This window comes from Agrococcus sp. SCSIO52902, assembly GCF_022983135.1.
Classification (GTDB): Bacteria; Actinomycetota; Actinomycetes; order Actinomycetales; family Microbacteriaceae; genus Agrococcus; species Agrococcus sediminis.
In genome coordinates, this window is sequence record NZ_CP095269.1 from 591,934 (window position 1) to 617,075 (window position 25,142).

The following is a 25,142-nucleotide window of genomic DNA, read 5'->3' on the forward strand; positions in this document are numbered from 1 at the left end:
ACGGACCGCCGACGCCGCCATCGAGGAGCTCGAGCGCTCCGGGCAGGTGGTCGTGCGCGCGGTCGTCGACGGCGTCGCGCGCGGTCGTGCTCACCGCCGACGGCGCGATGCTCGGCGGCGGCTCGCGGGTGCAGTGGGCGCACGTGCGCTCCGCGCGCCTCGAGACGCTGCTCGGCCAGCGCTTCGCGGTGCTGCTGCCGCGCGAGGAGCACGTCGCCGACCAGCTGCGGGCGCTGCCGCTGCCCGCGCGGCTCGGGGCGCTGCTCAACGGCAGGCTGCTGCGGGAGCCTGCCCCGGTCGCGCTCCCGGCGCAGCTCGAGCTGTCGCCCGCGGAGCTGCTGCGCGTCGTGCAGCGCGCGCGACGCCTCGGCAGCCACCTGCGCTGACGCGCGTCACCCGGCGGCGAGCTCCTGCGCGCGCGCGAGCGCCGCGGCGGTCGCGCAGTCGAAGACCTCGCCGAGGCGGGCCTCCTGCAGCACGGCGACGGCGCGCTCCGTCGTGCCCTTCGGGCTCGTCACGCGACGGCGCAGCTCTGCCGGCTCGGCGCCGTCGGCGGCGAGCAGCTCGCTCGCGCCGCGGAACGTGCCCTGCACCATCGTCGCCGCCTGCTCGGGGGTGAAGCCCATGCGCTCCGCCGCGCCGGTGAGCTCCTCGATGAGCAGGAAGACGTAGGCCGGGCCCGAGCCCGAGATGGTCGACAGCGCGTCGATCTGCGACTCGTCGAGCACGATCACCTCGCCGACCGCCTCGAACATGCGCGCCACGAGCGCCACGTCGTCCGCCGAGGCGCGCGCGCCGCCGGCGACGCCCGTCACGCCGAGCCCGACGTGCGACGGCGTGTTCGGCATCGCCCGCACCACGGGGACGGATGCGGGCAGCGCGGCCTCGATGGACGCCGTCGTCGTGCCCGCCGCGATCGAGACGACCACCGCATCCGGCTCCAGGTGCGGCGCGATCTCGCGCGCGAGGTCGACGATGCCCGCGGGCTTCACGCCGAGCACGACGAGCTTCGCGCCGGCGACCGCTCGCGCGTTGCCGCCGGGCTCCTCGGCGAGCGCGATCGACTCCACGCCGTCGAGCCGGATGCCCGCGGCCTTCTCGGCCGTGCGGTTCGTGACGACGATGCGCTCCGCGCCGTGGTGGGCGAGGCCGGTGAGGATCGCGCCGCCCATGGAGCCGACGCCGAGCATGGCGATGGGAGGGAGGAGGTCGGTCATGCCGCCCAGGCTAGTCGGGGCGAGCCGCCACCGTCCCGCGCGTAGACTCGCCGCCGTGAGCGCATCCCACGGTACGAAGGCGGTCGTCGCGGCGTTCCTCGCGAACACCGGCATCGCCATCACCAAGTTCATCGCCTGGTTCTTCTCGGGCTCCGCATCGATGCTGGCCGAGGCCATCCACTCGGTCGCCGACGCCGGCAACCAGCTGCTGCTGCTGCTGGGCGGGCGGCTGGCCAAGAAGCGGGCGAGCGAGGAGCATCCGTTCGGCTACGGCCGCGAGCGCTACGTCTGGGCGTTCATCGTGGCGCTCGTGCTCTTCTCGGTCGGCGGCCTGTTCTCGATCTACGAGGGCATCTCGAAGATCCGCGAGCCGCACGAGATCGAGGTGCCGTGGCTGCCGCTGACGGTGCTCGGCATCGCGATCGTGCTCGAGTCGTTCTCGATCCGCGTGGCCATCAAGGAGGCCAACGCGGTGCGCGGCAAGGCGAGCTGGTGGAGCTTCATCCGCAAGGCGAAGAGCCCGGAGCTGCCCGTCATCCTGCTCGAGGACCTCGCGGCGCTGCTCGGCCTCGTCTTCGCGTTCGCCGCGGTGGGCCTGTCGGTGCTGACCGGCAACCCGCTCTTCGACGCGATCGGCACGCTCATGATCGGCGCGCTGCTGATCGCGGTCGCGATCGTGCTCGCGATCGAGATGAAGTCGCTGCTGATCGGCGAGGGCGCGACGCGCGAGGACCACGCGAAGATCCAGCGCATCCTGAACGCCTCCCCCGGGGTCGAGTCGCTCATCCACATGAAGACGCTCTACCTGGGCCCCGACGAGCTCATGATCGCCGCGAAGGTGGCGTTCCCGCCGCAGTCCGACATCGAGCACGTGGCGGGCACCATCAACGACCTCGAGTCGATGCTGCGCACCGAGGTGCCGCACGCGCGGGTGATCTACATCGAGCCCGACCTCGTCGTCCACCGGCCCGACATCGCCCCGTCGACCGACCACATCGTCATCCAGTCGGGCAACTGACCGCTCCGGCGGCAAGTGTGTAGGCTGTCTGCATGGAGTTCCTGCACTCGCTGCTCGTCGCCCTGCACCTGATCGGCGCTTCGCTGCTGGTCGGCACCTTCTTCCTGCAGATGCGGGCGAAGACCGGCTTCAACTTCACGATGATGCTGATCGGCGCCTCGCTGCAGCTCGTCTCTGGCGTCGCCCTCTACGGCCTCGCGATGGCGGGCGACGGCGACGTGAACCACATGAAGCTCGGCATCAAGGGCCTCATCGCGGTCGTCGTGTTCGTCGCGGCGCTGCTGGGCTTCCTGCGCGGCCGTGCGATCCGCGCGGAGAAGGCGGGCCTCGCGGCCGGCGGCGCCCGGCCGGTGGCCGACGTCTCGCTGCCCGAGCCGCGCGTCAAGACGTTCTTCCACATCGCCGGCGGGCTTGCGCTCGTCAATCTGCTGATCGCGGTGTTCTGGGGCTGAGCGCCCCGGCGGCTGCCCGCGCCCCGTTCGTCGACCGGCTCTCTGCGCGGCCGGCCGGATAGTCCGATCGGCGCCGCACGGAGCCGGTCGAGCGACGGCGCCCGGCGGGCATACCAGCGCTCAGCGGCGCTCGGCGAAGAAGGCGCGCAGCTGCGCCTCGGCCTCGTCGGCGAGCACGCCCGAGACCACCTCGACGCGGTGCGGCAGCCGCCGCTCCCGCAGCACGTCGACGACGCTGCCGGCGGCGCCGGCCTTCTCGTCCCACGCGCCGAACACGACGCGTGCGACGCGGCTCGCGAGGATCGCGCCCGCGCACATGACGCACGGCTCGAGCGTCACGACGAGCGCGCATCCGTCGAGCCTCCACGAGCCGAGCGCCGCCGCGGCCTCGCGCAGCGCCACGACCTCGGCGTGCGCGGTCGGGTCGTGGCGCGCCTCGCGCTCGTTGCGGCCGGTGCCGATGACGGTGCCGGATGCGTCGACGACGACGGCGCCGACCGGCACGTCGGCGGTGCGCTCGGCCGCGGCCGCCTGCTCGAGCGCGAGCCGCATGAGCGCCTCGTCGCGCGCCGATGGCCGCATGCTCCGCCCTCCCGGGTCGGGCGCCCCGCTGCGCGCCCACTACCCTGAACCCTATGCGAGTCCACGTCGCCGACCACCCGCTCGTCACCCACAAGCTGACCGTGCTGCGGGATGCGCGCACCCCCTCCCCCACCTTCCGCTCGCTCGTCGGCGAGCTGATGACGCTGCTCGCCTACGAGGCCACGCGCAACGTGCGGGTGACGCCCAAGGAGATCCAGACGCCGGTGACGACGACGACCGGCGTCGAGATCGCCGAGCCGCGGCCGCTCGTCGTGCCGATCCTGCGCGCCGGGCTCGGGATGCTCGACGGCATGACGGCGCTCGTGCCGACCGCCGAGGTGGGGTTCCTCGGCATGGCCCGCAACGAGGAGACCCTCGAGCCGTACACGTACGCCGAGCGGCTGCCCGACGACCTCTCGGACCGGCAGTGCTTCGTGCTCGACCCGATGCTCGCAACGGGCGGCTCGCTGTCCGCGGCGATGCAGTTCCTCTTCGACCGCGGCGCCGTCGACGTGACCGCCATCTGCCTGCTCGGCACGCCGGAGGGCCTCGAGCGCGTCGAGCGCGACATGGACGGCCACGACGTGACGATCGTGCTGGGCGCCCTCGACGAGCGTCTCAACGAGCAGGGCTTCATCGTGCCCGGGCTCGGCGACGCGGGCGACCGCCTCTACGGCACCGTCGGTCACTGAGCGCCGGCGGCCGCTGAACGCCGACGGTCCATGAGCGCCGGCGGCCCCGGCCGTCACACTTCGTCACAATCGCGCGCTGTTTGACATCGCGCGAGCGAACCCGGGATACTGGCGGGCATGACGACCACCTTCCGCCCCTTGTCCGTCCTCGCGACGAACGGGACGAACGGCATGATGATGCCGATGGTCGACATGCGTCGAATGTGTGCTTGAGCGAAGCTCGCACCGTCCGACCGCTCCATGAGGAGTCGCTGACGCCTACGCCGTCGCACCCTCGGGCCTGAGCAGCCCACGAGAGCGGTCCCCTCCGAACCAGCACCGGTTCGCACACGACCGATCGACTCCTCGAGTCGGCGGCCCGCATCGCCGTACCCGCATCGCCGGGCGGCGCGGCCGTCGACCGCACGCCGGAAGGCCCCTCCCATGACCATCACCGCATTCCCCGCCACCGCCCGCACCCGCCGCCCGTCGCTGCAGCAGCCCCGCTTCAGCGGCACCGCCGCCCTCGCCCCGGAGCGGGCCTTCGCCCCGGCAGCCGCCCCGCGCATCCGCCCCGCCGCCCCCGCAGCGGCGCCCGCCGCACCCGCGCCCGTGCGCGCCGTGCCCGACGGCACCGAGGCCCGCGGCTTCGTGCTCTACGTCGGCCTCGGCGAGGACGCCGCCGCCGCCGACCACATCGAGCTCGCCCGGCTCGTGGGCGAGCTGCGCGCCCTCACCTCGCGCCTCGCGCCGAGCGCCGAGACGCACGCCGCCGTGGCACTCGCACCCGCCGGCGCGGGCGGCCGCGACGTCGAGGTCGTGCGCCGCGCGCTCGGCGACCCGGCGGTGCAGCAGCCCGCCGTCGAGGCGGAGGCCGACCCGGGCATCGTCATCGATCTGACGCGCAAGCGCGTCGCGATCGGCGACGACATCGCGCCGCTCACCTACCGCGAGTTCGAGCTGCTGCAGCACATCGTGCTGCGCGAGGGCTCGACCGTCGGCCGCTGCGACATCATCGATGCGCTGTGGGACGCCGACGCCGACGACCGCCCCAACGAGCGCACGATCGACGTGCACGTGCGCCGCCTGCGCGCGAAGCTCGGCGGCTACGCCGAGATCATCCGCACCGTGCGCGGCGCCGGCTACCGGTTCGACCGCCACGCCGACGTGACGGTGCTCGCCTCGGGGCCGAGCCCCGACCGCTTCTGACGCGGCCCGGCGCGACGAGGCACAGGGATTTCTCAGGGATATCTGGGCGCGCTCGTTACCGATCCGTTATACGTTCGTCGCACGTTGATCGTTGTGCTGTGGCGATCAGCGGAAGCGGAGGCTCAAGCCTCACTTGGTGCAAGGGACTGGGGCCGGTCGGGAGAACCCGACCGGCCCTGCATCGTCTCCGGGCGGCGTCCGGCCCGCCGGCCTCGGCGCATCCGCCCCGTCAGCCGCCGTGCTCGGCGCGATAGCGCACCATGAGCCGGTCGAGCAGCCCCGCGAGCTCGCGCTCGAGCTCGTCGTCGAGGGCTCGGAACGAGAGCGTGGCCCGGCCGGTGCGACGCGCCTGCAGCGCCGGCGACGCGAGCGCGAGGTCGTCCGGGTAGCGATCCATGATGATCAGGTAGACGCCGACGTCGGCCCTGTTGCGCTTCAGCGCCGCGAAGTAGTCGTGGCCGGTCGCGCCCGGCCACACCCACGCGGGCACGCCGTAGATGGCGCCGTCGACGAGCTCGGGGCGGTAGCGGTCGAGGAGCGCCGTCAGCCGCGCCGCCACCGCGTCGAGGTCGGCCATCGCGCTGCTCCCCTGCCTCAGCGCCCGCCGGCCAGATGCTCGGCGAGGAAGGCGGATGCGGTGCGCCGGAAGGTGCCGGAGGTCGGCGCGTTGATGTGGTTGCGCCCGGGGATCGCCTCGAACCGGCCGTCGCGCAGCAGCGGCAGCAGCTCGGCCGTGTCGTCCGCGCGGTCGTCCTTCTCGCCGGTCATCAGGAGCGTCGGCACCGTCGGGGGCGCCTGGGCGGGGTCGAAGAGCGTCGCCGAGACCTCGCCCGCGAGCGTGACGAGCGTCGCTGGGTCGTGCTCGGGGAAGACGCTCGCGAGCTCGACGATGAACGACTCCATGCGACCCGGCTCGGCCTGCTCCTCGAGAGCGCGATGCGCGAGGTCGACGTCGAAGCGCTCGAAGGGGTCGCCGGCCGGGAGCCCGCCGAGCACGAGGGCGCGGAAGGCGTGCGGCCGGGTGCCCGCGTGCCGCCACAGCAGCCGCGCGCCCATCGAGTAGCCGATCGCGCCCGGCGCCTCGGGCAGCGCGAGCTGCTCGAGCACCGCGTCGACGTCGTCGACGAAGCGCGGCACGTCGTAGCCGGTCGACGGGCGGTCGCTCTCGCCGTGGCCGCGGAGGTCCATGGCGATCCCGCGGAGCCCCGCCTGGGCGAGCGCGTCGCCCCAGCCGGTGTCGATCCAGTTGCGCTGCGCGTTCGACGAGAACCCGTGGATGAGCAGCACGGGGGCGCCGCCCGGGTCGCCGAGCTCGTGGAGCGCGATGCGCACGCCGTCGGGGGCCATCGCGAAGACCGTCATATCCTGAGGCTAGTCCGAGCGAGAGGGAGCCCAGGTGCCGCGTTCCGTCCTGTTCATCAAGCACATCGAGCACGAGACGGGCGGCCACGCGACCACGCTGCTGTCGCACCTGCCGACGCGCGAGGCGGTCTTCCCCACCGCACTGCCGCCCCTCGACGAGATCGCCGGCATCGTCATCACCGGCGGGCAGATGAGCGCCGCCGACGTCGACGCGTTCCCCTCGCTGCAGCTGACGGCCGACCTGGCGCTCCGCGCGATCGACGCCGAGGTCCCCGTGCTCGGCCTGTGCCTCGGCCACCAGATCCTCGGCCGGGCGCTCGGCGGCGAGCACCGCGAGGGCGCGGTCGACGAGGTGGGCATCGTCGACATCGACGTGCTCGAGCCCGAGCCGTGGCTGGGCGGCCACGTCGGGCGGCTCGGCGCGATGCGCTGGAACAGCGACGTGGTGTCGCTGCCTCCAGGAGCGACGCTCCTCGCCCGGAGCGCGACCGTCGAGAACGAGGCGTTCCGCTACGGCTCGGCCGTCGGCATGCAGTTCCACCTCGAGGCCGACGACCGCGTCATGCGCCTGTGGGACTCCGTGGCCTCGCCGACGCTCTCGCAGCTGCGGAGCCCGGATGCGGTGGCCGGGTGGCGCCGCCACCTCGCGACCGACCCGACGCTGCTCGGCGTCGTCGAGCGCGGCTTCGGCGCGTTCGCCGCGGCGTGCGCGGCGAGGATGGACGCGGAGGCGCCGGCGCTCGTCGCCTAGGGGCGGAGCGGCACCGCGGTCACCTCTTCCCGCGCGCGGCGCGCCCGGCTAGGCATGGCGCGTGACCACCCGGACGCGGGCCGCGCCGACGCCGCCGCCCGAGCTCGCCGACCCCGTCCGGCGCGGGCGCATCGCGCTCTCCCTCGCTGGTGGGCTGTGGGCGCTGCTGCTGCTGCCGCTGACCGCGGCCGACTGGGGCGCCCCCTGGGTCGCGGCGCTCAGCCGCCTCGAGCCGTGGCGGGCGCTGCGGGGTGCCGTGGACGACCCCTACGTCGTCTTCGGCGCGCTCACGGGCGTGTCGTTCCTCGCGATCGGCGCTGCGCTGCTGCCCGATCTGCGGCGCGCCCGCTGGGGCGGCACGGTGTTCGCCGTCACCGTCCTGCTCGGCGCGATCATCACCCCCGTCAGCTATCTCAGCACTCCCCCCACGGCGCCGCTCCACGTGCTCTGGGGCGCGGAGGGGCCGCTGCTGGTCGTCATCGGCCTGGCCGGCGTGCTCGCCGCGGTGAGCGCCCGGCGCTGGCGACGGTGGGTCAGGGCGCTGCTGGCGGTCACGCTCGTGGTGCTCGTCGCAGGTGTGCTCGCCACCGGCTACTACCCGCACGGCCCGCTCATCGCCCTCTCGCTCGAGGCGGCCGTGCTGCTGGCCGGCGCGCCGCGCGCGCGGCCGACGGCCGCGGTCAGACCACGACGCTGAGGCGCCCGACCGGCTCGTCGGCGCTCTTCTGGATCAGGCCGAGCGGCTCCGCGAGCGACTCGAGGGTGCCCGCCGGGATCGCTCCCGCGCGCTCGAGCAGCGCGAGCGCCACCGGGGCGCCGGGGCGGCGCGCGCCGTCGGCCGACTTCACGACCGCCGTGGTGCCGTCGGGGGCGACGATCGCCTGCGTGCCCTCCGCGCCGAACTTCGTCGCGCATCCGGTCGCCGCGATCACGACCGCGTCGGGGCGGCCCGCGCCGTCGATGAGGGTCGGATGCGCGCGCATCGCGTCGCCGACCGCGCGGTGGCCGCCGGTGCCGTCGGGCGCGAGGCGGCGGAACGCCCGCGCGAGGCCGACGGGGGTCGTCGGGAAGACGAGCGCGCCGCACCCGTCGTGCGCGAAGCCGCTGATCGGCTCGCCCGTCGCCTCGGCGAGGCTCGACCGCAGCACGGCCTCGATCGGGTGGGCATCGGCCCAGTACTCCTCGGGCGCACCCATCGCGCGGGCCGAGGCCGCCATCGCGATGTGCTTGCCGACGCACATGTGGGCGAAGCGCCGCTGCGTGCCATCGGGTGCCTTCATCGGCGGGCAGCGGAGCGCATCCTCGTCGACGCCGTGCGCGGCCGCCATCGCCCGCGCGGTCGTCACGTGCTCGTCGTCGGCCCAGTGGCTCGCGCTCGCGAGCGCCGCGTGCGCAGGCTCGAGCTCGATCAGGCCGGCGTCGAGGAGCGCGGCCGCGAAGAGCGGCTTGAGCGCGCTGCGGGCGAGGAACGGGCGGTCGACGGGGCCGTGGGCCTCGAGGACGCGGCCGTCGGGGTCGACGAGCGCGGCGACCCCGCGGTGCTCTGATTCGACGAAGCCGTCGCGGTCGATGACGGCGAGGAGCTCGGTGGCAGGCATGGATTCACGCTACCCGCGCCGGGCGGCCTCGACGCCCAGCAGCAGGCGCTTGGCCTCGGTGCCGCCCGCGTACTGGCCGAGCGAGCCGTCGCTGCGCACCACCCGGTGGCACGGGATGGCGATCGGCAGCGGGTTGCGCCTGCAGGCCGTGCCGACCGCGCGCACCGCTCGCGGCGAGCCGACGGCCGCGGCGACCTCGGCGTACGAGCGGGTCTCGCCGTAGGGGATCTCGCGCAGCCGCTCGACGACCTCGCGGCCGAAGCCGCGCGCGAGCGAGAGGTCGAGCGGGCCGTCGAAGGCCCGCGCGCGACCGGCGATGAGCCGCTCGAGCCGGCGAGCCGCATCGTCGAGCCGAGCGGGGGCCTCGAGCACCCGCGGGCTGAGCTCGGCCGCGAGCCGGTCGAGGGTCTGCCCGGGATGGGCGCCGTCGAAGGTGACCGACACGAGTCCCGCGGGCGTCGCGGCGACGAGCAGCGTGCCGAGCGCGGTGTCGAGGGAGCGGTAGGCGACGTCGAGGAGCCCCGCCGCCGCCGCGCGCTCGGCGAGCCGCGCGCGCAGCGCGTCGAGCGGGGGCGCGGGGAGCGCGCCGGGCAGGTCAGCCATGGTCGCCGCCCATCAGTGCGCGCAGGCGCCGCACGCCGTCGGACGAGGCGCGCCGCACCGCATCCGTCGACGACTCGAGCACGGCCGCCACCTCGGCGAACGGCAGCCCGCCGAGGTGGTGCAGCACGACCGCCTCGCGCTGCCGGGTGGGCAGCAGCGAGAGCGCGCGGGCCAGGTCGAGGTCGCGGCCCTCGGGCGGCGCGGGCCGCTCGGGCACATCGCCGACGACGAGCCGCGCGCGCCGGCGCAGCACGTCGATGGCCTTGCGGTGCGCGATGGTCACGAGCCAGCCCTCGATGCTCGTGTCGTGCCGCAGCCGAGGGTAGGCCTCGAGGGCCGCGAGGAACGTGTCGCTCCACGCGTCGTCGGCGTCGGGCTCGTCGAGCAGCGCACGGCACACCCGCCACACCCGCGCGCCGTGCGCGGCGACGATCGTCTCGAACGGCGCACGGGTCACGCGACCGAATCTAGCCCGGCGCCCGCGAGCCCGTCGCCGCGCTCGAGGTCGAGCAGGAACCGCTTGCGCTCGACCCCGCCCGCGTAGCCGGTGAGCGCCCCGCTCGAGCCGACGACCCGGTGGCACGGCACGACGATCGAGCAGGGGTTGCGGCCGTTCGCGAGGCCGACCGCCCGCACGGCGGTGGGCTGCCCGATGCGCTCGGCGATCCAGCCGTACGTGCGCGTCTCGCCGTACGGGATCTCGCGCAGCGCCTGCCAGACGCGCTGCTGGAACGGCGTGCCGACCGGCGCGAGCGGCAGGTCGAAGGCGGTGCGCTCCCCCGCCCAGTACTCGGCGAGCTGCTGCGCCGCGTCGGCGAAGGCCGCGTCGTCGCGGTCGCCGAAGGCCGTCTCGTCGGGCACCGGCCGGTGGTCGGGCATGAAGATGCCGGTGAGCCCCTCGTCGCCGCGCACGAGCGTGAGGCTGCCGATGGGGCTGTCGATGATGGTGTGGGTCATGGCCGCATTCCTCTCATACCCTGCCAACGCGCGAGGCGCCCGGGATGTGAGGCTGTGGATGGGGCGGATCGGCACCGCCGTAGGCTCGGAGCATGCAGATCGCCCTCGTCCGTCACGGCCAGACCGACTTCAACCGCGACGGGCGCCTGCAGGGCTCGAGCGACATCCCGCTCAACGAGACGGGCATCGCCCAGGCGCACACCGCCGCGCGGCTGCTCGCGGGCGAGCACTGGGGCGCGGTCGTCTCGTCGCCGCTCGAGCGCGCGGCCGTCACCGCCGACATCATCGCCGCCGCGCTGGGGCTCGAGGTGTGCGGCCGCTACCCGAGCCTCATCGAGCGCGCCTACGGCCAGGCGGAGGGCCTCACGAAGGAGCAGGCGGTCGAGCGCTTCGGCACCGACTGGCCCGGCGAGGAGGACTTCGACGACCTGCAGCGGCGCGCCGTCGCCGCGATCGACGAGGTCGCCGCCGCCAACCCGGTCGAGGCGCTCGTGATCGTCACGCACGGCACGTTCATCCGCGCGTTCACCGACCACGTCACCGGCCTCGAGACCCGCACGCCCGACAACGCCCACTCGGTGCGCTTCGCCGGCACGCCCGGCGCGTGGCAGCTCGTCGACGGCCTGGTGCGCAAGTGAGCCTCGAGGCGCTGCGGGCGGCGCTGCCCGACCACGTGCTGGTCACCGACCCGGCGTCGCTCGACGTCGCGCGCGCCGACAAGTCGGGCCACCGCTCGGCGGCCGCGCCGCTCGCGATCGTCGAGGCGGAGTCGGTCGAGCACGTGCAGGCCGCGATGCGCTGGGCGAGCGAGCACCGCGTCGCGGTGGTGCCGCGCGCGGCCGGCACCGGGCTCGCGGGCGGCGCGATCGCCGGCGCGGGAGAGCTGGTCGTCTCGGTCGACCGGATGCGCAGCCTGCTCCACGTCTCCCTCGTCGACCAGTCCTGCGTGGTCGAACCGGGCATCCGCAACGCCGAGCTGAACGACCTGCTCGCCGCCCACGGCCTGTGGTGGCCGCCCGACCCGGCCAGCCGTGCCATCTCGACCGTCGGCGGCAACATCGCCACCAACGCCGGGGGCCTGCTGTGCGCGAAGTACGGCGTCACGCGCGAGTGGGTGCTCGCGCTCGACGTCGTGCTCGCCGACGGCAGCCTCATCACGACCGGCCACCGCACGGTGAAGGGCGTCACCGGCCTCGACCTGACGGCGCTGCTGATCGGCTCCGAGGGCACGCTCGGCATCATCGTCGGCGCCACGCTCAAGCTGCGGCCGCTCGTCGAGGGCGGCATCTGGACGGTCGGCGCGTTCTTCGAGGACGAGGCCATCGCCGCCGCCGCGTGCACCGCGGTCACGGCCGCGCGCATCCGCCCCGCCATCATGGAGTTCGTCGGCCGCGACGCGGTGACGATGCTCGCCGCCTACTCCGGGCAGCCGATGCACGGCGCGTTCGTGCTCGTGCAGACCGACGACCTGGGCGCCGAGGCGAGCTCCGAGACGGTCGCGCAGATCCTCGCCGCCCACGGCGGGCGCGTCGAGCGCACCGACGACCCGGGCCGGGCGGATGTGCTGGTGCAGGTGCGCAGGCAGGTGCACTGGGCGCTCGAGTCGTTCGGCACCGTGCTCGTCGAGGACGTCTCGGTGCCGCGGTCGCGGCTCGCCGACATGTTCCGCGCATGCGACGAGGCGGCCGCGCGGCACGGCGTGCGGCTCGCGACCACCGCCCACGCGGGCGACGGCAACCTGCACCCGACCTTCGTCTTCGACGGCCCCGAGCCGTCGCCCGCCATCTGGGCGTGCGCCGACGAGGTCTTCGAGGCGGCGATCGCGATGGGCGGCACGCTCACGGGCGAGCACGGCGTCGGCATCCTGAAGCGCCGGTGGCTCGTCGACGAGCTGGGCGAGCGGCAGCTGGCGCTGCAGCGTGCGGTGAAGGCGGCGTTCGACCCGGCCGGCATCCTGAACCCGGGCAAGGCGGTCTGAGCCGGCCGCCTGCTGCCGCCCGCCGCTCCGAGCCCTCGTCCGTCAACCGGTCAGGTGCGCGGCCGACCGGATAGTCCGGCTGAGCGGCCACCTGACCGGTCGACGCCCGGCCGCCCGCGCAGACGCCGAAGGAGGAGGCCCGCTCGGGGCCTCCTCCTGCGTCAGTGCGGTGTCGTTACTTGACGGCGACGAGGTCGCAGACGAAGATCAGCGTCTCGTTCGGGCCGATGACGCCGCCGGCGCCGCGCTCGCCGTAGGCCAGGTGCGGCGGGATGACGAGGCGGCGGCGTCCGCCGACGCGCATGCCCTCGATGCCCTGCTCCCAGCCCTTGATGACCATGCCGACGCCGAGCGGGAACTCGAGCGGCGCGCCGCGGTTGTAGGAGGCGTCGAACTCCTCGCCGCCGGAGTGGGTGACGCCGACGTAGTGGACGCTGACCTGCTTGCCGGCCACCGCCTCCTCACCGCCGCCGACGGTGATGTCGGTGATCTCGAGCTCAGTGGGTGCAGGGCCCTCGGGGGCCTCGATCTCGGGCTTCTCAGTCATGGCTCCATCCAAGCACGCGCGCAGTGGACGGTCGGATGCGGTGCGTAGCCTGAGGGCGTCGGCCCGCGCACCGCGGGCACGCGAACGCAAGGAGGACATCCCATGGCCATCACCTCGAACGCGAGCACCAGCTGGAGCGGCGCCCTGAGCAGCGGGTCGGGCACGACCACGCTCGGCACCGGGTCGACCTTCGACGTGACCTGGAAGGCGCGGGCCGAGGAGGGCGGCGCGACGACGCCGGAGGAGTTCATCGCGGCGGCCCACGCGAGCTGCTACGCCATGGCGTTCTCGCACGCGCTCGACGAGGCCGGCCACGCCCCGGAGTCGCTGCAGACGAGCGCGAAGGTGTCGTTCGAGCCCGGCAAGAGCATCACCACGAGCGTGCTGTCGGTGACCGGCGTGGTGCCCGGCATCGACCAGGAGGAGTTCGCCCGCATCGCCGAGGAGGCGAAGTCGGGCTGCCCCGTCTCGCAGGCGCTCGCCGGCGTCGAGATCCAGCTGGAGTCCGCCACCCTGCAGAGCTAGGGAACGAATCTTCCGAGAATCCCTCGGAATGCCCTACATTCAGCAGTAGCAACTCTCCCGCGCACCGGCTACAACTAGAGGTGACGGGGTCAACCAACAGAAGCAAGGAGCGTCTGTGTACTTCAAGCAGCTTCCCACCCACCTGCTCGTGACGCTTCGCGGCGGCGATGACGACTTCATCATCATGGGCGACGACGACTTCATCATCATGGGCGGCGGCAGCCTCTAGGCAGCCCTCCCACACCGCGGCCGCGGGCCGACCTCCGGGTCGGTCCGCGGCCGCGGTGCGTTGCGCCCGGAACTCGACGTGATGCGCAGATCCTGGGCGAACCCCTGGATTCCACTAAGGTCGTGAGCGTGCGGCGTCCGGTGCGCCGGACGTCATCCCGCAACGGCGCGCGACGGAAGGACAGACCCGATGGGTTCCCTTGTGCTCATGGTGATCGGCCTGGCGATGTTCGCCGGCGGCTACCTCATCTACTCCAAGTACCTCGCGAGACGGGTCTTCCAGCTCGACTCCGGGTTCAAGACCCCGGCCCACGACCTCAACGACGGCGTCGACTACGTCCCGACGAGCAAGTTCATCCTGTGGGGCCACCACTTCACCTCGGTCGCAGGTGCCGCGCCGATCGTCGGTCCGGCGATCGCCGTCATCTGGGGCTGGCTGCCCGCCCTCCTGTGGGTCACGCTCGGCACCGTCTTCTTCGCCGGCATGCACGACCTCGGCGCGCTGTGGGCGTCGCTGCGCAACAAGGGCAAGTCGATCGGCGCGCTCTCCGGCCGCTACATCGGCAAGCGCGGCGCCAACCTGTTCCTCGTCGTGATCTTCCTGCTGCTGCTCATGGTGATCGCCGCCTTCGCGGTCGTCATCAAGAACCTGCTCATCAGCACCCCCACGGCCGTCATCCCCACGTGGGGCGCGATCGTCGTCGCCCTGCTCGTCGGCCTGGCCGTCTACCGCATGCGCTGGCCGCTCATCCCCGTCACGATCGTCGGCGTCGTCGCCCTGTATGCGCTCATCGTCGTCGGCGACAGCGTCCCGGTCGTGCTGCCCGAGTCGTTCCTCGGCATGACGCCCGCCACCTTCTGGATCCTCGCCCTGTTCATCTATGGCGCGATCGCCTCGCTGCTGCCGGTCTGGGTGCTGCTGCAGCCGCGCGACTACATCAACGGGGTGCAGCTCTTCGTCGGGCTCATCCTGCTCTTCGGCGCCGTGCTGATCGGCGCGCTCTTCTCGGCGAACCCGCCCGACATCGTCGCCCCGATGATCAACACCGCCCTGCCGGAGGGCACCCCGAGCATGGTGCCCTTGCTCTTCGTCACGATCGCGTGCGGCGCCATCTCGGGCTTCCACGGCATGGTCTCCTCGGGCACGACGTCGAAGCAGATCGACAAGGAGACGGATGCTCGCTTCGTCGGCTACTTCGGAGCCGTCGGCGAGGGAATGCTGTCGCTCGGCACGATCCTGGCCGTGATCGGCGGCTTCCAGTCGGCTGCCGAGTGGGAGTCGATCTACAGCGAGTTCGGCGCCGGCGGCGTCACGGCCTTCGTGCAGGGCGGCGGCGCCCTGATGGAGAACGGCCTCGGCCTGCCCGCGTCGCTGAGCGCGACCGTGCTCGCCACCATGGCGGTGCTCTTCGCCGCGACCACGATGGACACGGGCATGCGCCTGCTGCGCTTCGTCGTGCAGGAGATCGGGGATGCGTTCAAGGTCAGGATCACGAAGGTCCCGGCGACGCTCGTCGTCGTCGTGGTCGGTCTCGGCCTCACCTTCTCGCAGGGGCTCGGCGGCGAGGGCGGCCTGCGCATCTGGCCGCTCTTCGGCACGACGAACCAACTCCTCGCATCCCTCACCCTGTCGATCATCGCCGTCATGCTCATCCGCAAGCGGCGCAACCCGTGGCCGGCGCTCATCCCGCTCACGCTCGTCTTCGTGCTGTCGTTCTGGGCGGCGATCGAGCAGCTCACGAGCTTCGCGGCACCGGGCAACGCCGACTGGCTGCTGTTCGCCCTCGACGTCGTCATCATCGTCGCGAGCGTCTGGGTCGGCATCGAGGCCGTGCTCGCGATGCGCCGCGCGATGAAGGAGCCGCCGGAGCACGAGCACGAGGACGCCCAGCTCGTCGCCGAGCGAGAGCGCGTCTGAGCACGTGATCCCCGCCCGCCGCGGGGCCCAGCGCCGGGAGCATCGCTCTCGGCGCTGGGCCGCGCTGCGCGACGGGCTGCACGAGTTCTACGTCGGTCCCTACCGCCGCACCTTCCTCCGCGAGCAGCGTGACGAGGACGACCTGTTCATGATCGTCGTCCTCGGCGAGGCGCTCGGCGTGCCCGATCCGGCCGCGTACTACTCAGCCGAGCTGCTGCCGGCCGTCTGGGACGACTTCCACGCCTGGCACCGGCGCGTCGGCATCCCCCGATCCCCGTTGGACCACATCGCATGCTGCTAGCGATCGCGCGCTCCCGACGCATCCTCTTCGTCGGCGGCAAGGGCGGGGTCGGCAAGACCTCGGTCTCGGCCGCGCTCGCGGTGGCGCGCGCCCGCGACGGCGGTCGCGTGCTGCTCGTCTCCACCGATCCGGCCCACAACCTCGGGCACATCTGGGATCGCGAGCTCTCGGACGAGCCGGTGCGCGTGCTCACGACCGACCACGGATGGGTGGATGCGCTCGAGATCGATCCGCAGTCGACCATCGACCGGCACTTCGCCGCGGTCGGGGCCACCATGCGACGCCTGCTGCCCGAGCGCCTGCACGCCTCGGCCCAGCAGCACCTCGACCAGGCGAGGTCAGCGCCCGGGAGCCACGAGTCGGCCGTGCTCGAGCGCGTCGCGGAGCTCGTCTCGAGCAGCCAGGAGACGCACGACCTGGTCATCTTCGACACGGCGCCGTCGGGTCACACCCTGCGCCTGCTCGCGCTCCCCGAGCAGCTCGGCAGCTGGACCGCCACGCTGCTCGCCAGTCGCGATCGGTCCGACCGCTTCGCCGCCGCCGCGCAAGGCATCGTGGGTGTCAAGGACGAGGAGCCGACCGCCGATGCCGAGCTGCGACGCACGCTCGTCGCTCGCCGCGATCGCTTCGCGCACATGCGCAGCGTCGTGACGGATGCGACGCAGACGTCGTTCGTCGTCGTCACGGTCGCGGAGCGGCTGCCCGTCGCCGAATCGGTCGACGTCGTCGAGCAGCTCGCGGCGCTCGGCATCGATCCCGCCGCGATCATCGTGAACCGCCGCTCGCCGGCCGACGAGGGCGCACTCCTGGCAGCGCGGCGCGAGCAGGAGGAGCAGCAGCTGGCGCGGCTCCGCTCGGCGCTCGCAGGGCTCCCCCTCGTGGAGGTCCCGCTGCTGCCCGGCGATCTGGCCGGCGCGGACGCGCTGCGGATCCTCGCCGATCACGTGGCCCCGCCGAGCGCCTGAGTCGTCGGCGCGCGCTTGGCGCCGAGAGACCACGAAGGCCACCTGCTCTCGCAGGTGGCCTTCACTACTGTCTCAACACAGTGCGCGCCCGGAGGGACTCGAACCCCCAACCTTCTGATCCGTAGTCAGATGCTCTATCCGTTGAGCTACGGGCGCTTGGCCGAACGGCCAGCGATCAGACTACCCGATCACTGGCCGTCGACGCGAATCGAGGCGCGTCATGGACGCGCCCAGGCTCACAGGGGGCGGATGTTCGCAGCCTGGGGGCCCTTGTTGCCCTCAACGATCTCGAACTCGACTGCCTGAGCCTCTTCGAGGGTCTTGAAGCCGTTGGACTGGATCTGGCTGTAGTGAGCGAACAGATCCTTGCCGCCGTCGTCCGGAGCGATGAAGCCGAAGCCCTTGCCGGAGTCGAACCACTTGACGGTGCCGGTTGCCATATTTCCTTCAATCATGCTGTGCGGCCTGAGCCGCGCGAAAAGCGCAGAACAAGAATCGTCCTGCGCCACGGCAAGCGTAGCGGTCATCGCGTTCCGCTGCTGAGAAATCTCGCAGAGGGCCCCCGGCGCCGGCCGCCGCGGGCCTCAGCCGCAGCGCGTCAGCGCCGCCGAGGCGGCGGAGAGCGTCGGCTCGCCGCCGAGCACCACGAGCTGCTCTGGCCGGTACTGCTCGCGGATCATCGCGACCGTGCCGTCGGGCACGCAGAGCCGTCCGGCCAGCAGCAGCGGGCCCGCGCCCGCGGCGATCGCCGCGCCCGCGAGCGCGTCGGGGAAGTTCTGCCCCGACGCGAGCAGCACGTTCGGCGAGCCCGCGACACCGGCGGATGCGGCGAGCAGCCGGTTGGTCTCGTAGCGGTCGCTGCCGGCGATCCGCTGCGGCGCCACCCCGACCACCTCGCGCAGCTGCGCCTCGACGTCGGCCGACACGCTGGGCTCGCCGCCCGCGACGACGGTCGACGCGATGCCGCTCTCCTCGAGGTAGGCGCGCACGCTCTCCGGCAGGCTCCCCGCCGGCGTCAGCAGCACCGGCGCATCCGCCGCGGCAGCGGCCGGCGCGGCCGACAGCGCGTCGGGGAAGAGGCGGCCGGATGCGACGTAGGCGGTCGTCGCATCGGGGAACACCGCGCGCGCGATCATGACCGCCGTCTCGTAGCGGTTCGATCCGGCCAGCCGCTCGACCGTCGCGCTCGGCAGGGCGGCGGCGACCTGCGCCTCGACCTCGGGCGAGACCGAGTCTTCCGCGCCCACGATGACCACGGCATCCGGTGTCAGCCGCTGCAGCTCGTCGGCGACGACGTCCAGCAGCGCCGACTGCGGCGTCAGCAGCAGCGCGCTGCCCTCCTGGGCGGCTGCCGGCGCGAGCGCGAGTGCGTCGGGATAGCGCTCGCCGGTGGCGAGGTAGACGGTGTCGACCGCCGCGGGGTCGTTGTACGCGCGCGAGACCTCGACGGCCGTCTCGTAGCGGTTGGCGCCTGCGAGGCGCGCGGCTTCGATCGGCATCTCGACCGTGCGGCAGCCGAGCGACTCCGGCTGGCCCGCCCCGAACGAGTCCTCGGCGCGCACGCAGACGCGGTGCACGGCGCCCGGCGTGCCCACGATGCTCGCCTCGAAGTCGTGGCCCTCGCGCCACTCCCCCGCACCCCAGGGCCAGAGGCGAGCGCTCGCATCCACCGTCGCCGACGTCGCGGAGCGCACCAACGACGTCGTCGCGCGAGACCTCGCCTCCGCTCGCGATCCAGTCGTCGATCGAGGCGAAGGTGGGCGTCGTGCTGCCTTCGGGCATCGTGCCGAAGTTCGTGGTGCCGTACAGGTAGCGCCCGAAGGCGATGCCGACGCCCATCACGGAGTGGCGCGGCCCCAGCATCATCGATCGATGCGGCGGGGAGTCGATCCACTGCTGCACCAGCCCGGCGGCGTTGTCGCCCGTGCGAGCGGCGATGATCTCGCCGCCGCCCGTGAGGCCCGGCGGGTAGAGCGTCCAGTGCTCCTGGCGGTGCACGAAGCTGCCCGTCGCGGCCATCTGGTCGCTCCAGCTCTGCGCGAGCGCGAAGAGGTCGGGCGCGAAGCGCAGCCTCGGGAGTCCGGCGGATGCCCGGTAATCGTTGATCCCGTCGAAGACGGCCCGCACCTCGTCGAGGTGCTCGACCGGCACGACCTCGCCGGTGGGCAGCTGCACCGCCCCCGCGGCAGCGGCGGAGGTCGCGGTGGGCGCGGCGGGCATGCCGGTGACGGCGAGCGCGGCGGCGGCGGTGACGGCGAGCAGTCTGCGGAGCATGCGGCGTCCAATGCTGGTGCGGCAAGGGGCGACGGCGAACCGCCGTTCGGAGCGTATCCCGGTGCCTGCGCCGGCCGCGAGCGCCACGGCGGCCTGTCTCAGCCGGCGCTCACGACCAGGTAGCGCTCGTCGTCGATCTCCCGGCCCCAGTAGCCGGAGTCGTCGAGCACCTGCACCGCGGCCGACCGGCCGAGCTCGGCGAGCAGGCGCTCGACGGCGCTGGCGCGGAGGCCCGCACCGGTGGACCAGGATCCCTCGATCAGCAGGAGGCGCCCGCCGGGCCGCAGCAGCGTGCTCCATCGGGCGAGCGCGGCCGCGGGGTCGGGCATCGCCCACAGCACGTGCCGCGACAGCACGACGTCGAACGAGGCGGCCTCGTAGGGCGGATCGGCGGCGTCGCCCTGCTCGAGCACCACGTCGACCCCGGCAGCGGCTGCCTTGCGGCGGGCGGCCACGAGCATCTGCTCGGAGACGTCGAGGCCGCGGACCCGGTGGCCGTCCTCGGCGAGCAGCACGCTGAGCGTGCCGGTGCCGCAGCCGAGGTCGGCCACGTCAGCAGGAGCCGGCGGCAGGTGGCCCCGCAGCAGCGTGCGCCAGGCAGCGCGGACCGCGGGCTCGCGCAGCCCGTGGTCGGGGTCGTCGTCGAACGCGGCCGCCTGGCCGTCCCAGTACGAGCGTGCTGCGTGCGTCATGGGGCCATCATCGCGGCCGGGAACGGAGAACGCCGCCCCATCTCCGGTGGCCCGGGTGTGGAGCGGCGTCTGCGTGCTGTGGAGACGGAGGGATTTGAACCCTCGGTCCCCTATTGGGGACTCCACCTTAGCAGGGTGGTGCACTAGGCCGGACTATGCGACGTCTCCTCGGCCCGCCGTCAGGCAGGCCGACCGCAATGCTACCAAAGGGTGCGGATGCGCTTCGCCGCCGGGCGCGCGGGCCCCGTCAGGCGAGCGACAGGAAGAGCTTCTCGAGCTCCTCCACCTGCGCGGTGTCGTCGCCCTCGGGATCGGTCAGGCACTCGCGGAGCGCGGTCGAGACGACGAGGAAGCCCGCCCGGTCGACCGCCTTCGAGACCGCGGAGAGCTGCTGCACGATGTCGCGGCAGTGCGCCTCCTGCTCGACCGCCGCGATGACGGCGCCGAGCTGCCCGTGGGCGCGGCGGAGCCGGTTGATGATCTTGCGCTGCGCCTCGGCGTCGAGCCCGGCTGCCAGTTCGCTCGCCATGATGACCTGCTTCCTTCGTGGTGTTGACAACAAGGATACCCCTCGGGGTATCGTAGAGACATACCCCCCGGGGTATCAAGAGCAGAGAGACGAGAGGACCACACCATGTGCATGCGCATCACTTGCGACACCTGCGGCAAGCCGACCTGGGCCGGCTGCGGCCAGCACGTCGACGAGGCGCTGGCCGGCGTCCCCCAGGCCGACCGCTGCAGCTGCTGAGCAGCGCGGCCCACCACTGAGAGCGAGAGAAGGAGCACCATGCTGCTGGAACGCATCTACGACGAGGACCTCGCGCAGGCGAGCTACGTCATCGGCTGCCAGGCGAGCGGTGAGGCCGTCGTGGTCGACCCGCGCCGCGACATCCGCGTCTATCTGGAGCTCGCCGAGCGCAAGGGCATGCGGATCGCCGCCGTGACCGAGACGCACATCCACGCCGACTACCTCTCGGGCACCCGCGAGCTCGCGGCCGCCACCGGCGCCACGATGTTCGTCTCCGACGAGGGCGGGCCCGACTGGACCTACGGCGACGGCTTCGACGACGCCGTGCGCATGAAGGACGGCCACCGCATCCGCCTCGGCAACATCACCGTCGAGGCCGTGCACACGCCGGGCCACACGCCCGAGCACCTCTCCTTCCTCGTGACCGACGGCGCGCAGGCGGACGAGCCCGGCTTCATGCTGACGGGCGACTTCGTCTTCGTCGGCGACCTGGGCCGCCCGGACCTGCTCGACGAGGCCGCCGGCGGCGTCGACACCCGCTTCCAGGGCGCGAAGGACCTCTTCGTGAGCCTCCGCGACCGCTTCCTCACGCTGCCCGACTACGTGCAGGTGCTGCCCGCGCACGGCGCCGGCAGCGCGTGCGGCAAGGCGCTCGGCGCGATCCCCGCCTCGACCGTCGGCTACGAGCGCGCGTTCTCGTGGTGGAACACGTACCTGCGGAACGACGACGAGCAGGGCTTCATCGACGACCTGCTCGGCGGCCAGCCGGATGCGCACGCCTACTTCGCGCGCATGAAGACCGAGAACCGCGTCGGCCCGGCGCTGCTCGAGGGCACCGGCGAGCTGCGCGAGTACACCGCGGAGGAGCTCACGGCAGCCCTCGAGGCCGACGAGGCGATCTTCGTCGACAGCCGCGACCACCACGCGGTGCACGAGGGCACGGTGCCTCGCTCGCTGAACGTGCCGGGCGTCGCCAAGGCCGCGAGCTACGGCGCGTGGGTCTACGACCCGCAGACCGAGGAGCGCCCGCTGGTGCTGCTCGCCGCAGACGCCGAGGAGGCCGCCGAGCTGCGCGACCACCTGGTGCGCGTGGGCATCGACCGGGTCGCCGGCTACGTGACGAGCCTCGAGGGGCTCGAGCTCGTCGAGCCGAAGCTCGTCTCGCCCGACGCGCTCGGCGACTTCCCGCACGTGCTGCTGCTCGACGTGCGGGGTCGCACCGAGCACGCCGACGGCAGCATCCCGGGCTCCGAGCACCTGAGCGGCGGCCGCGCCCTGTGGCACACCGACGAGCTGCCCGCCGAGGGCACGATCGTCACGTACTGCCAGAGCGGCGTGCGCAACAGCGTCGTCGCGAGCGCGCTGCGGCGCGAGGGCTTCGACGTGGCCGAGCTCGACGGCTCGTTCCAGGGCTGGGTGTCGGTCGCGGGCAACGAGCCCGTGCTCGCCGGCGCGGCGGCGTGAGGCAGCGGCATGGCTGACATCAGCGTGCACGACGTGCAGCGCCGCCTCGGCGGCGACGCGCAGCTGGTCGACGTCCGCGAGGACGCCGAGGTCGCCGCGGGGATGATCCCCGGCGCCCGCCACATCCCGCTGGGCGACCTGCCGTACCGCTTCGACGAGCTCGACAAGGCGCGCCCGGTCATCGCGATCTGCCGCTCCGGCAACCGCTCGGGCCGCGCCGCGATGTTCCTCGAGGACGCCGGCTTCGCCGTCGACAACATGCAGGGCGGGATGCTCGCATGGCTCGAGGCGGACCTCCCGATGGCGCGATGACGACGGCCGGCCCGGCAGATGCCCCTCGCATCGGGCGGCACCTGCCGGGCTACGCCGTGCCCGTCGTCGACGAGCGCGCCGTGCGCGCCGCCGCCGGCCTGCTGCTGCTCGCCGGCGGCGTGGTGGCTGGGCCTCGGGCTCGCGACCGTCTCCTGCGCCGCGATGGGCGTGCTCGGCGCCCCGCTCTGGGTCACCCTCGCGCTCTGCGCCCTCTGCCTCGGCATGCTCTTCGCCGAGACCGCCTTCGGCATCTGCGTCGGCTGCGCCCTCCAGCGCGCCTTCGGCACGACGCCGCCCCAGCACTGCCCCGGCGGCGTCTGCGCCGCCTCCTGAACCGCTTCCCCCGCACCCTCCCCACCACCGAAGGAACCACCATGGCCACCAAGCCCCGCACCATCGCATCGCTCCTCGCCGTGCTCGCCGTCGCCGTCTCGGCCGTCGGCTGCGCCAGCGCCGCCGAGCCCACCGCATCCGCCCCCATCGCCGCCGACACGATCGTGCTCGACGTGCGCACGCCCGAGGAGTTCGCCGGCGGCCATCTCGAGGGCGCCGAGCTGCGCGACGTCAGCAGCGGCGAGCTCGCCGCGGCGCTGCCCGAGATGGACCCGGATGCCGCCTACCTCGTCTACTGCCGCTCGGGCAGCCGCGCCGCGCAGGCCGAGGCCCTCATGGAGCAGGCCGGCTTCGACGACGTGACCAACCTCGGCTCGCTCGACCAGGCGGCGGCCGCCACCGGCCTCCCGATCGTCCAGCCCTAGCAGAAAAATACCCCAGGGGGTATACTCGAACCATGAGCACTCACGAGATCACCGCACAGAACCTCGAGGCCGCGATCACCGGCAACGACATCGTGCTGCTGGACTTCTGGGCCGGCTGGTGCGGCCCCTGCCGCATGTTCGCGCCCATCTTCGAGCAGGCGGCGACCAAGCACCCCGACATCCACTTCGGGAAGGTCGACACCGAGGCCCAGCAGGACCTCGCCGCCGGCTTCCGCATCACCTCCATCCCGACGCTGATGGCGTTCCGCGAGGGCGTCCTCGTCTTCTCGCAGCCCGGCGCGCTCGGCGCCCCGCAGCTCGACTCGGTCATCGAGGCCGTGCGCGGGCTCGACATGGACGACGTGCGTCGTCAGATCGCCGAGCAGCGCGCCTCGCAGCCCGCGTCATGACCGACGGCCGTCGCCCGGCGCGAGCTCGCGCCTGCGGCGCCGGCCGCGGCGAGCGCATCGCGCAGGCCCTCGTGGGCCTGCTGCTCGCCGCCTTCGCGCTCGACAGCCTCGACCAGCCCCTGCTGGCCGGGGCTGTCGGCGCGTTCGCGGCGCTCGTGTTCGTCGGCGCGGTGCGCGGCTGGTGCCCCGGCTCGCTGCCGATGCTCCTCGCCGCCCGTCGCGCGGAGCGCCACAACCGCCACGGCATCCCCGAGGCGCGCCAGGACCTCCTGGGCTGAGCCGCTTCAGCCGCCTCAGCCGCCGAACGGCACCACGCACGACTCCTGCGACGCATCCTGGCCGATGACGCCCTCGAGCTCGTCGGTGGGCGTGGGCGTCGGCGTCGCGCCCGGCTCGAGCGTCTCGGTCGGCGCCGCCGTCTCGGTGACCTCGGGCTCGGCCGTCGCGGTCGCGTCCGGGCCGTCGGTCGGCGCCGGCGTCTCGTCGGTCGACCCGACCCCGAGCGAGTCCTCGCCGAGCTCGATCGGCTGCTCGAGGCGGATGCGCCGCATGAGCTCGTCGGCGCGCTCCTCGTCGGGCACCACCCGCACGCCCTCGGGCACGTTCGGGTAGAGCACGAACTGCATGGTCTCGAGCGGGATGTCGGCGAGCACGCGCGCCATCGACACCATCGTGCCGACGTCGCCGAGGCCCGACGAGAGCGTCATGTTCTCGATCGCCACCTGCGAGATCGCGTAGAGCCGCGTCACGTCCGTCAGCACCGCATCCGACTGGAGCGTGCGCACGAGAGACGACAGGAACACCTGCTGCGACGAGATGCGCGCGAGGTCGGAGCCGTCGCCGACGCCGTGCCGCGAGCGCAGGAAGGCGAGCGCCTGCTCGCCCTCGAGCTCGTGCACGCCGGCCTCCTCGATCTGCAGGCCCGTCCACGGGTCGTCGATCGGGCCGGCGAAGCACACCGGCACGCCGCCCACGGCGCTCGACATCGAGATGACGCCCTGGAACGTGATCATCGCGGCGTACGGCACCTCGATGCCCGTGAGGTCGGTGACGACCTCGGCCACGCACGAGAGCCCGCCGCGGTTGAGCGCCTGGTTGAACTGCACGCCGTCGGCCGCCGGGGCGACCTCGCCCGTCTCCGGGTCCTCGCACGCGGGGAAGTCGACCACGAGGTCGCGCGGGAACGAGACGACCCGGGCGAGGCTGTGGTCGTCGCTCACGTGCAGCAGCATCGTGACGTCGTTGAGCCGCTGGCCGTCGTACGCGCCCTCGCCGAACTCGGCGCCCTGGCCCTCGCGCTGGTCGGAGCCGACGAGCAGGATCGTGAACCCGCCCTCGTAGGGCGCGAAGCCGGCCTGCGCGGGCGGCACGTCGCCGCCGAGGTCGACGGTGGCGATGCCCGTGGTCAGCCGCAGCAGCGAGATGCCGGCGACGCCGACGACGGCGACGAGCACGACGGCCATGCCGAGGCCGAGCCAGCGCAGCACGTGCGCGAGGCCGGAGTGCCGACGCAGGCGGCCGTGCCGGGGCGCCATCGCCGAGGTGTCGACGACCGAGCCGGTGCGCTCGTCTGCCATGGCCTGCCCCTCTCGTGCGTCGTGC

34 protein-coding genes and 2 tRNA genes are annotated in these 25,142 nt (G+C 73.3%); 20 read left to right on the forward strand and 16 right to left on the reverse strand.

The window, feature by feature from the left end; translation table 11 throughout:
• The first annotated feature begins 86 nt into the window (after positions 1-86).
• Entirely contained in the window at positions 87-386 is a 300-nt protein-coding gene (locus tag MU522_RS02910) for a hypothetical protein (protein ID WP_246992342.1), read from the forward strand.
• A 6-nt stretch (positions 387-392) separates the two neighbouring features.
• On the opposite strand, the gene proC is transcribed toward MU522_RS02910, so the two are convergent.
• Complete coding sequence (gene proC / locus MU522_RS02915; RefSeq protein ID WP_246992344.1) at positions 393-1,217, reverse strand: pyrroline-5-carboxylate reductase; 825 nt, start codon at positions 1,215-1,217, stop codon at positions 393-395.
• A 55-nt stretch (positions 1,218-1,272) separates the two neighbouring features.
• On the opposite strand from proC, the gene MU522_RS02920 reads away from it, so the two are divergent.
• Both MU522_RS02920 and MU522_RS02925 read left to right on the forward strand, forming a co-directional pair.
• Entirely contained in the window at positions 1,273-2,235 is a 963-nt protein-coding gene (locus tag MU522_RS02920) for a cation diffusion facilitator family transporter (RefSeq protein WP_246992346.1), read from the forward strand.
• Between the two features lie 32 nt (positions 2,236-2,267).
• Complete coding sequence (locus MU522_RS02925; RefSeq protein ID WP_128189192.1) at positions 2,268-2,687, forward strand: hypothetical protein; 420 nt, start codon at positions 2,268-2,270, stop codon at positions 2,685-2,687.
• Positions 2,688-2,807: 120 nt separating this feature from the next.
• Here MU522_RS02925 and tadA read toward each other — a convergent pair whose 3' ends face one another.
• Positions 2,808-3,269 carry a tRNA adenosine(34) deaminase TadA gene (gene tadA / locus MU522_RS02930; RefSeq protein ID WP_246992348.1) on the reverse strand — a complete coding sequence of 154 codons (462 nt, stop codon included), beginning with the start codon at positions 3,267-3,269 and terminating at the stop codon, positions 2,808-2,810.
• 53 nt (positions 3,270-3,322) lie between these two features.
• Between tadA and upp the strand changes: the two genes are divergently transcribed.
• Positions 3,323-3,961 carry a uracil phosphoribosyltransferase gene (upp, locus tag MU522_RS02935; protein WP_146355255.1) on the forward strand — a complete coding sequence of 213 codons (639 nt, stop codon included), beginning with the start codon at positions 3,323-3,325 and terminating at the stop codon, positions 3,959-3,961.
• 423 nt (positions 3,962-4,384) lie between these two features.
• Positions 4,385-5,149, forward strand: a complete 765-nt coding sequence (locus tag MU522_RS02940) for a winged helix-turn-helix domain-containing protein (RefSeq protein WP_281440017.1) — start codon at positions 4,385-4,387, stop codon at positions 5,147-5,149.
• 229 nt (positions 5,150-5,378) lie between these two features.
• Here the strand turns inward: MU522_RS02940 and MU522_RS02945 are convergent, their stop codons facing one another.
• Positions 5,379-5,726, reverse strand: a complete 348-nt coding sequence (locus tag MU522_RS02945) for a hypothetical protein (RefSeq protein WP_246992350.1) — start codon at positions 5,724-5,726, stop codon at positions 5,379-5,381.
• A gap of 17 nt (positions 5,727-5,743) precedes the next feature.
• Complete coding sequence (locus MU522_RS02950) at positions 5,744-6,511, reverse strand: alpha/beta hydrolase (protein WP_128189188.1); 768 nt, start codon at positions 6,509-6,511, stop codon at positions 5,744-5,746.
• 34 nt (positions 6,512-6,545) lie between these two features.
• Here MU522_RS02950 and MU522_RS02955 point away from each other — a divergent pair, with 34 nt between their 5' ends.
• Together MU522_RS02955 and MU522_RS02960 are read left to right on the forward strand one after the other, a co-directional pair.
• On the forward strand, positions 6,546-7,262 hold the full coding sequence (locus MU522_RS02955) for a type 1 glutamine amidotransferase (RefSeq protein WP_246992352.1): 717 nt from the start codon (positions 6,546-6,548) through the stop codon (positions 7,260-7,262).
• 61 nt (positions 7,263-7,323) lie between these two features.
• Positions 7,324-7,959 (forward strand): hypothetical protein, encoded by a 636-nt coding sequence (locus tag MU522_RS02960; RefSeq protein WP_246992354.1) that lies wholly within the window; start codon positions 7,324-7,326, stop codon positions 7,957-7,959.
• Here MU522_RS02960 and MU522_RS02965 read toward each other — a convergent pair.
• The 4 genes from MU522_RS02965 to MU522_RS02980 are packed head-to-tail and all read right to left on the reverse strand — an operon-like array spanning position 7,943 to position 10,420.
• Positions 7,943-8,860, reverse strand: coding sequence for an asparaginase (locus tag MU522_RS02965; protein ID WP_246992356.1), 918 nt, complete (start codon positions 8,858-8,860; stop codon positions 7,943-7,945). The two genes, MU522_RS02960 and MU522_RS02965, sit on opposite strands and share 17 nt — an antisense overlap.
• Positions 8,861-8,869: 9 nt before the next feature.
• Positions 8,870-9,463 carry a methylated-DNA--[protein]-cysteine S-methyltransferase gene (locus tag MU522_RS02970; protein ID WP_246992358.1) on the reverse strand — a complete coding sequence of 198 codons (594 nt, stop codon included), beginning with the start codon at positions 9,461-9,463 and terminating at the stop codon, positions 8,870-8,872.
• Positions 9,456-9,920 carry an RNA polymerase sigma factor gene (locus MU522_RS02975; protein WP_246992360.1) on the reverse strand — a complete coding sequence of 155 codons (465 nt, stop codon included), beginning with the start codon at positions 9,918-9,920 and terminating at the stop codon, positions 9,456-9,458. Before MU522_RS02975 ends, MU522_RS02970 begins: the two co-directional genes overlap by 8 nt.
• A complete protein-coding gene (locus MU522_RS02980; protein WP_146355239.1) occupies positions 9,917-10,420 on the reverse strand; it encodes a methylated-DNA--[protein]-cysteine S-methyltransferase in 504 nt (167 codons plus the stop codon). Before MU522_RS02980 ends, MU522_RS02975 begins: the two co-directional genes overlap by 4 nt.
• 92 nt (positions 10,421-10,512) lie before the next feature.
• Here MU522_RS02980 and MU522_RS02985 point away from each other — a divergent pair, with 92 nt between their 5' ends.
• Complete coding sequence (locus MU522_RS02985; protein ID WP_246992362.1) at positions 10,513-11,058, forward strand: histidine phosphatase family protein; 546 nt, start codon at positions 10,513-10,515, stop codon at positions 11,056-11,058.
• Positions 11,055-12,398 carry an FAD-linked oxidase C-terminal domain-containing protein gene (locus MU522_RS02990; protein WP_246992364.1) on the forward strand — a complete coding sequence of 448 codons (1,344 nt, stop codon included), beginning with the start codon at positions 11,055-11,057 and terminating at the stop codon, positions 12,396-12,398. The genes MU522_RS02985 and MU522_RS02990 overlap by 4 nt, the downstream gene beginning before the upstream one ends.
• 175 nt (positions 12,399-12,573) lie before the next feature.
• On the opposite strand, the gene MU522_RS02995 is transcribed toward MU522_RS02990, so the two are convergent.
• A complete protein-coding gene (locus MU522_RS02995) occupies positions 12,574-12,945 on the reverse strand; it encodes an FKBP-type peptidyl-prolyl cis-trans isomerase (RefSeq protein WP_246992366.1) in 372 nt (123 codons plus the stop codon).
• A 102-nt stretch (positions 12,946-13,047) separates the two neighbouring features.
• Here MU522_RS02995 and MU522_RS03000 point away from each other — a divergent pair, with 102 nt between their 5' ends.
• The 4 genes from MU522_RS03000 to MU522_RS03015 all read left to right on the forward strand — a co-directional run bounded on the left by MU522_RS03000 (position 13,048) and on the right by MU522_RS03015 (position 16,882).
• A complete protein-coding gene (locus tag MU522_RS03000) occupies positions 13,048-13,470 on the forward strand; it encodes an OsmC family peroxiredoxin (protein WP_246992368.1) in 423 nt (140 codons plus the stop codon).
• A 418-nt stretch (positions 13,471-13,888) separates the two neighbouring features.
• Entirely contained in the window at positions 13,889-15,616 is a 1,728-nt protein-coding gene (locus MU522_RS03005) for a carbon starvation protein A (protein ID WP_246992370.1), read from the forward strand.
• Between the two features lie 4 nt (positions 15,617-15,620).
• Complete coding sequence (locus MU522_RS03010; protein WP_246992372.1) at positions 15,621-15,917, forward strand: cory-CC-star protein; 297 nt, start codon at positions 15,621-15,623, stop codon at positions 15,915-15,917.
• Entirely contained in the window at positions 15,908-16,882 is a 975-nt protein-coding gene (locus tag MU522_RS03015; protein WP_128189176.1) for an ArsA family ATPase, read from the forward strand. The genes MU522_RS03010 and MU522_RS03015 overlap by 10 nt, the downstream gene beginning before the upstream one ends.
• Before the next feature lie 83 nt (positions 16,883-16,965).
• On the opposite strand, the gene MU522_RS03020 is transcribed toward MU522_RS03015, so the two are convergent.
• The 3 genes from MU522_RS03020 to MU522_RS03030 form a co-directional block, all read right to left on the reverse strand.
• Positions 16,966-17,038, reverse strand: a tRNA-Arg gene (locus tag MU522_RS03020).
• Positions 17,039-17,118: 80 nt separating this feature from the next.
• Complete coding sequence (locus tag MU522_RS03025; protein WP_092666090.1) at positions 17,119-17,322, reverse strand: cold-shock protein; 204 nt, start codon at positions 17,320-17,322, stop codon at positions 17,119-17,121.
• Positions 17,323-17,466: 144 nt separating this feature from the next.
• Positions 17,467-18,576 carry a cell wall-binding repeat-containing protein gene (locus MU522_RS03030; RefSeq protein WP_246992374.1) on the reverse strand — a complete coding sequence of 370 codons (1,110 nt, stop codon included), beginning with the start codon at positions 18,574-18,576 and terminating at the stop codon, positions 17,467-17,469.
• Positions 18,577-18,754: 178 nt separating this feature from the next.
• On the opposite strand from MU522_RS03030, the gene MU522_RS03035 reads away from it, so the two are divergent.
• Positions 18,755-19,279 carry a hypothetical protein gene (locus MU522_RS03035; RefSeq protein ID WP_246992377.1) on the forward strand — a complete coding sequence of 175 codons (525 nt, stop codon included), beginning with the start codon at positions 18,755-18,757 and terminating at the stop codon, positions 19,277-19,279.
• On the opposite strand, the gene MU522_RS03040 is transcribed toward MU522_RS03035, so the two are convergent.
• The 3 genes from MU522_RS03040 to MU522_RS03050 form a co-directional block, all read right to left on the reverse strand.
• Complete coding sequence (locus tag MU522_RS03040) at positions 19,255-19,848, reverse strand: class I SAM-dependent methyltransferase (RefSeq protein ID WP_246992379.1); 594 nt, start codon at positions 19,846-19,848, stop codon at positions 19,255-19,257. The genes MU522_RS03035 and MU522_RS03040 overlap by 25 nt on opposite strands.
• 79 nt (positions 19,849-19,927) lie before the next feature.
• Positions 19,928-20,016, reverse strand: a tRNA-Ser gene (locus MU522_RS03045).
• A gap of 79 nt (positions 20,017-20,095) precedes the next feature.
• Entirely contained in the window at positions 20,096-20,377 is a 282-nt protein-coding gene (locus MU522_RS03050) for a metal-sensitive transcriptional regulator (protein WP_146355116.1), read from the reverse strand.
• A 258-nt stretch (positions 20,378-20,635) separates the two neighbouring features.
• On the opposite strand from MU522_RS03050, the gene MU522_RS03055 reads away from it, so the two are divergent.
• The 6 genes from MU522_RS03055 to MU522_RS03080 are packed head-to-tail and all read left to right on the forward strand — an operon-like array spanning position 20,636 to position 23,818.
• Positions 20,636-22,060, forward strand: coding sequence for an MBL fold metallo-hydrolase (locus MU522_RS03055; protein ID WP_246992381.1), 1,425 nt, complete (start codon positions 20,636-20,638; stop codon positions 22,058-22,060).
• Between the two features lie 9 nt (positions 22,061-22,069).
• Complete coding sequence (locus MU522_RS03060; RefSeq protein ID WP_246992383.1) at positions 22,070-22,372, forward strand: rhodanese-like domain-containing protein; 303 nt, start codon at positions 22,070-22,072, stop codon at positions 22,370-22,372.
• Positions 22,373-22,390: 18 nt separating this feature from the next.
• Positions 22,391-22,705 carry a DUF4395 domain-containing protein gene (locus MU522_RS03065; protein ID WP_246992385.1) on the forward strand — a complete coding sequence of 105 codons (315 nt, stop codon included), beginning with the start codon at positions 22,391-22,393 and terminating at the stop codon, positions 22,703-22,705.
• A gap of 41 nt (positions 22,706-22,746) precedes the next feature.
• On the forward strand, positions 22,747-23,130 hold the full coding sequence (locus MU522_RS03070) for a rhodanese-like domain-containing protein (protein ID WP_246992387.1): 384 nt from the start codon (positions 22,747-22,749) through the stop codon (positions 23,128-23,130).
• A 32-nt stretch (positions 23,131-23,162) separates the two neighbouring features.
• On the forward strand, positions 23,163-23,540 hold the full coding sequence (gene trxA, locus MU522_RS03075; RefSeq protein ID WP_128189806.1) for a thioredoxin: 378 nt from the start codon (positions 23,163-23,165) through the stop codon (positions 23,538-23,540).
• Positions 23,537-23,818 carry a hypothetical protein gene (locus tag MU522_RS03080; RefSeq protein WP_246992389.1) on the forward strand — a complete coding sequence of 94 codons (282 nt, stop codon included), beginning with the start codon at positions 23,537-23,539 and terminating at the stop codon, positions 23,816-23,818. Before trxA ends, MU522_RS03080 begins: the two co-directional genes overlap by 4 nt.
• A gap of 15 nt (positions 23,819-23,833) precedes the next feature.
• Here MU522_RS03080 and MU522_RS03085 read toward each other — a convergent pair whose 3' ends face one another.
• Positions 23,834-25,117 (reverse strand): LCP family protein, encoded by a 1,284-nt coding sequence (locus tag MU522_RS03085; protein ID WP_246992391.1) that lies wholly within the window; start codon positions 25,115-25,117, stop codon positions 23,834-23,836.
• Positions 25,118-25,142: the final 25 nt, after the last annotated feature.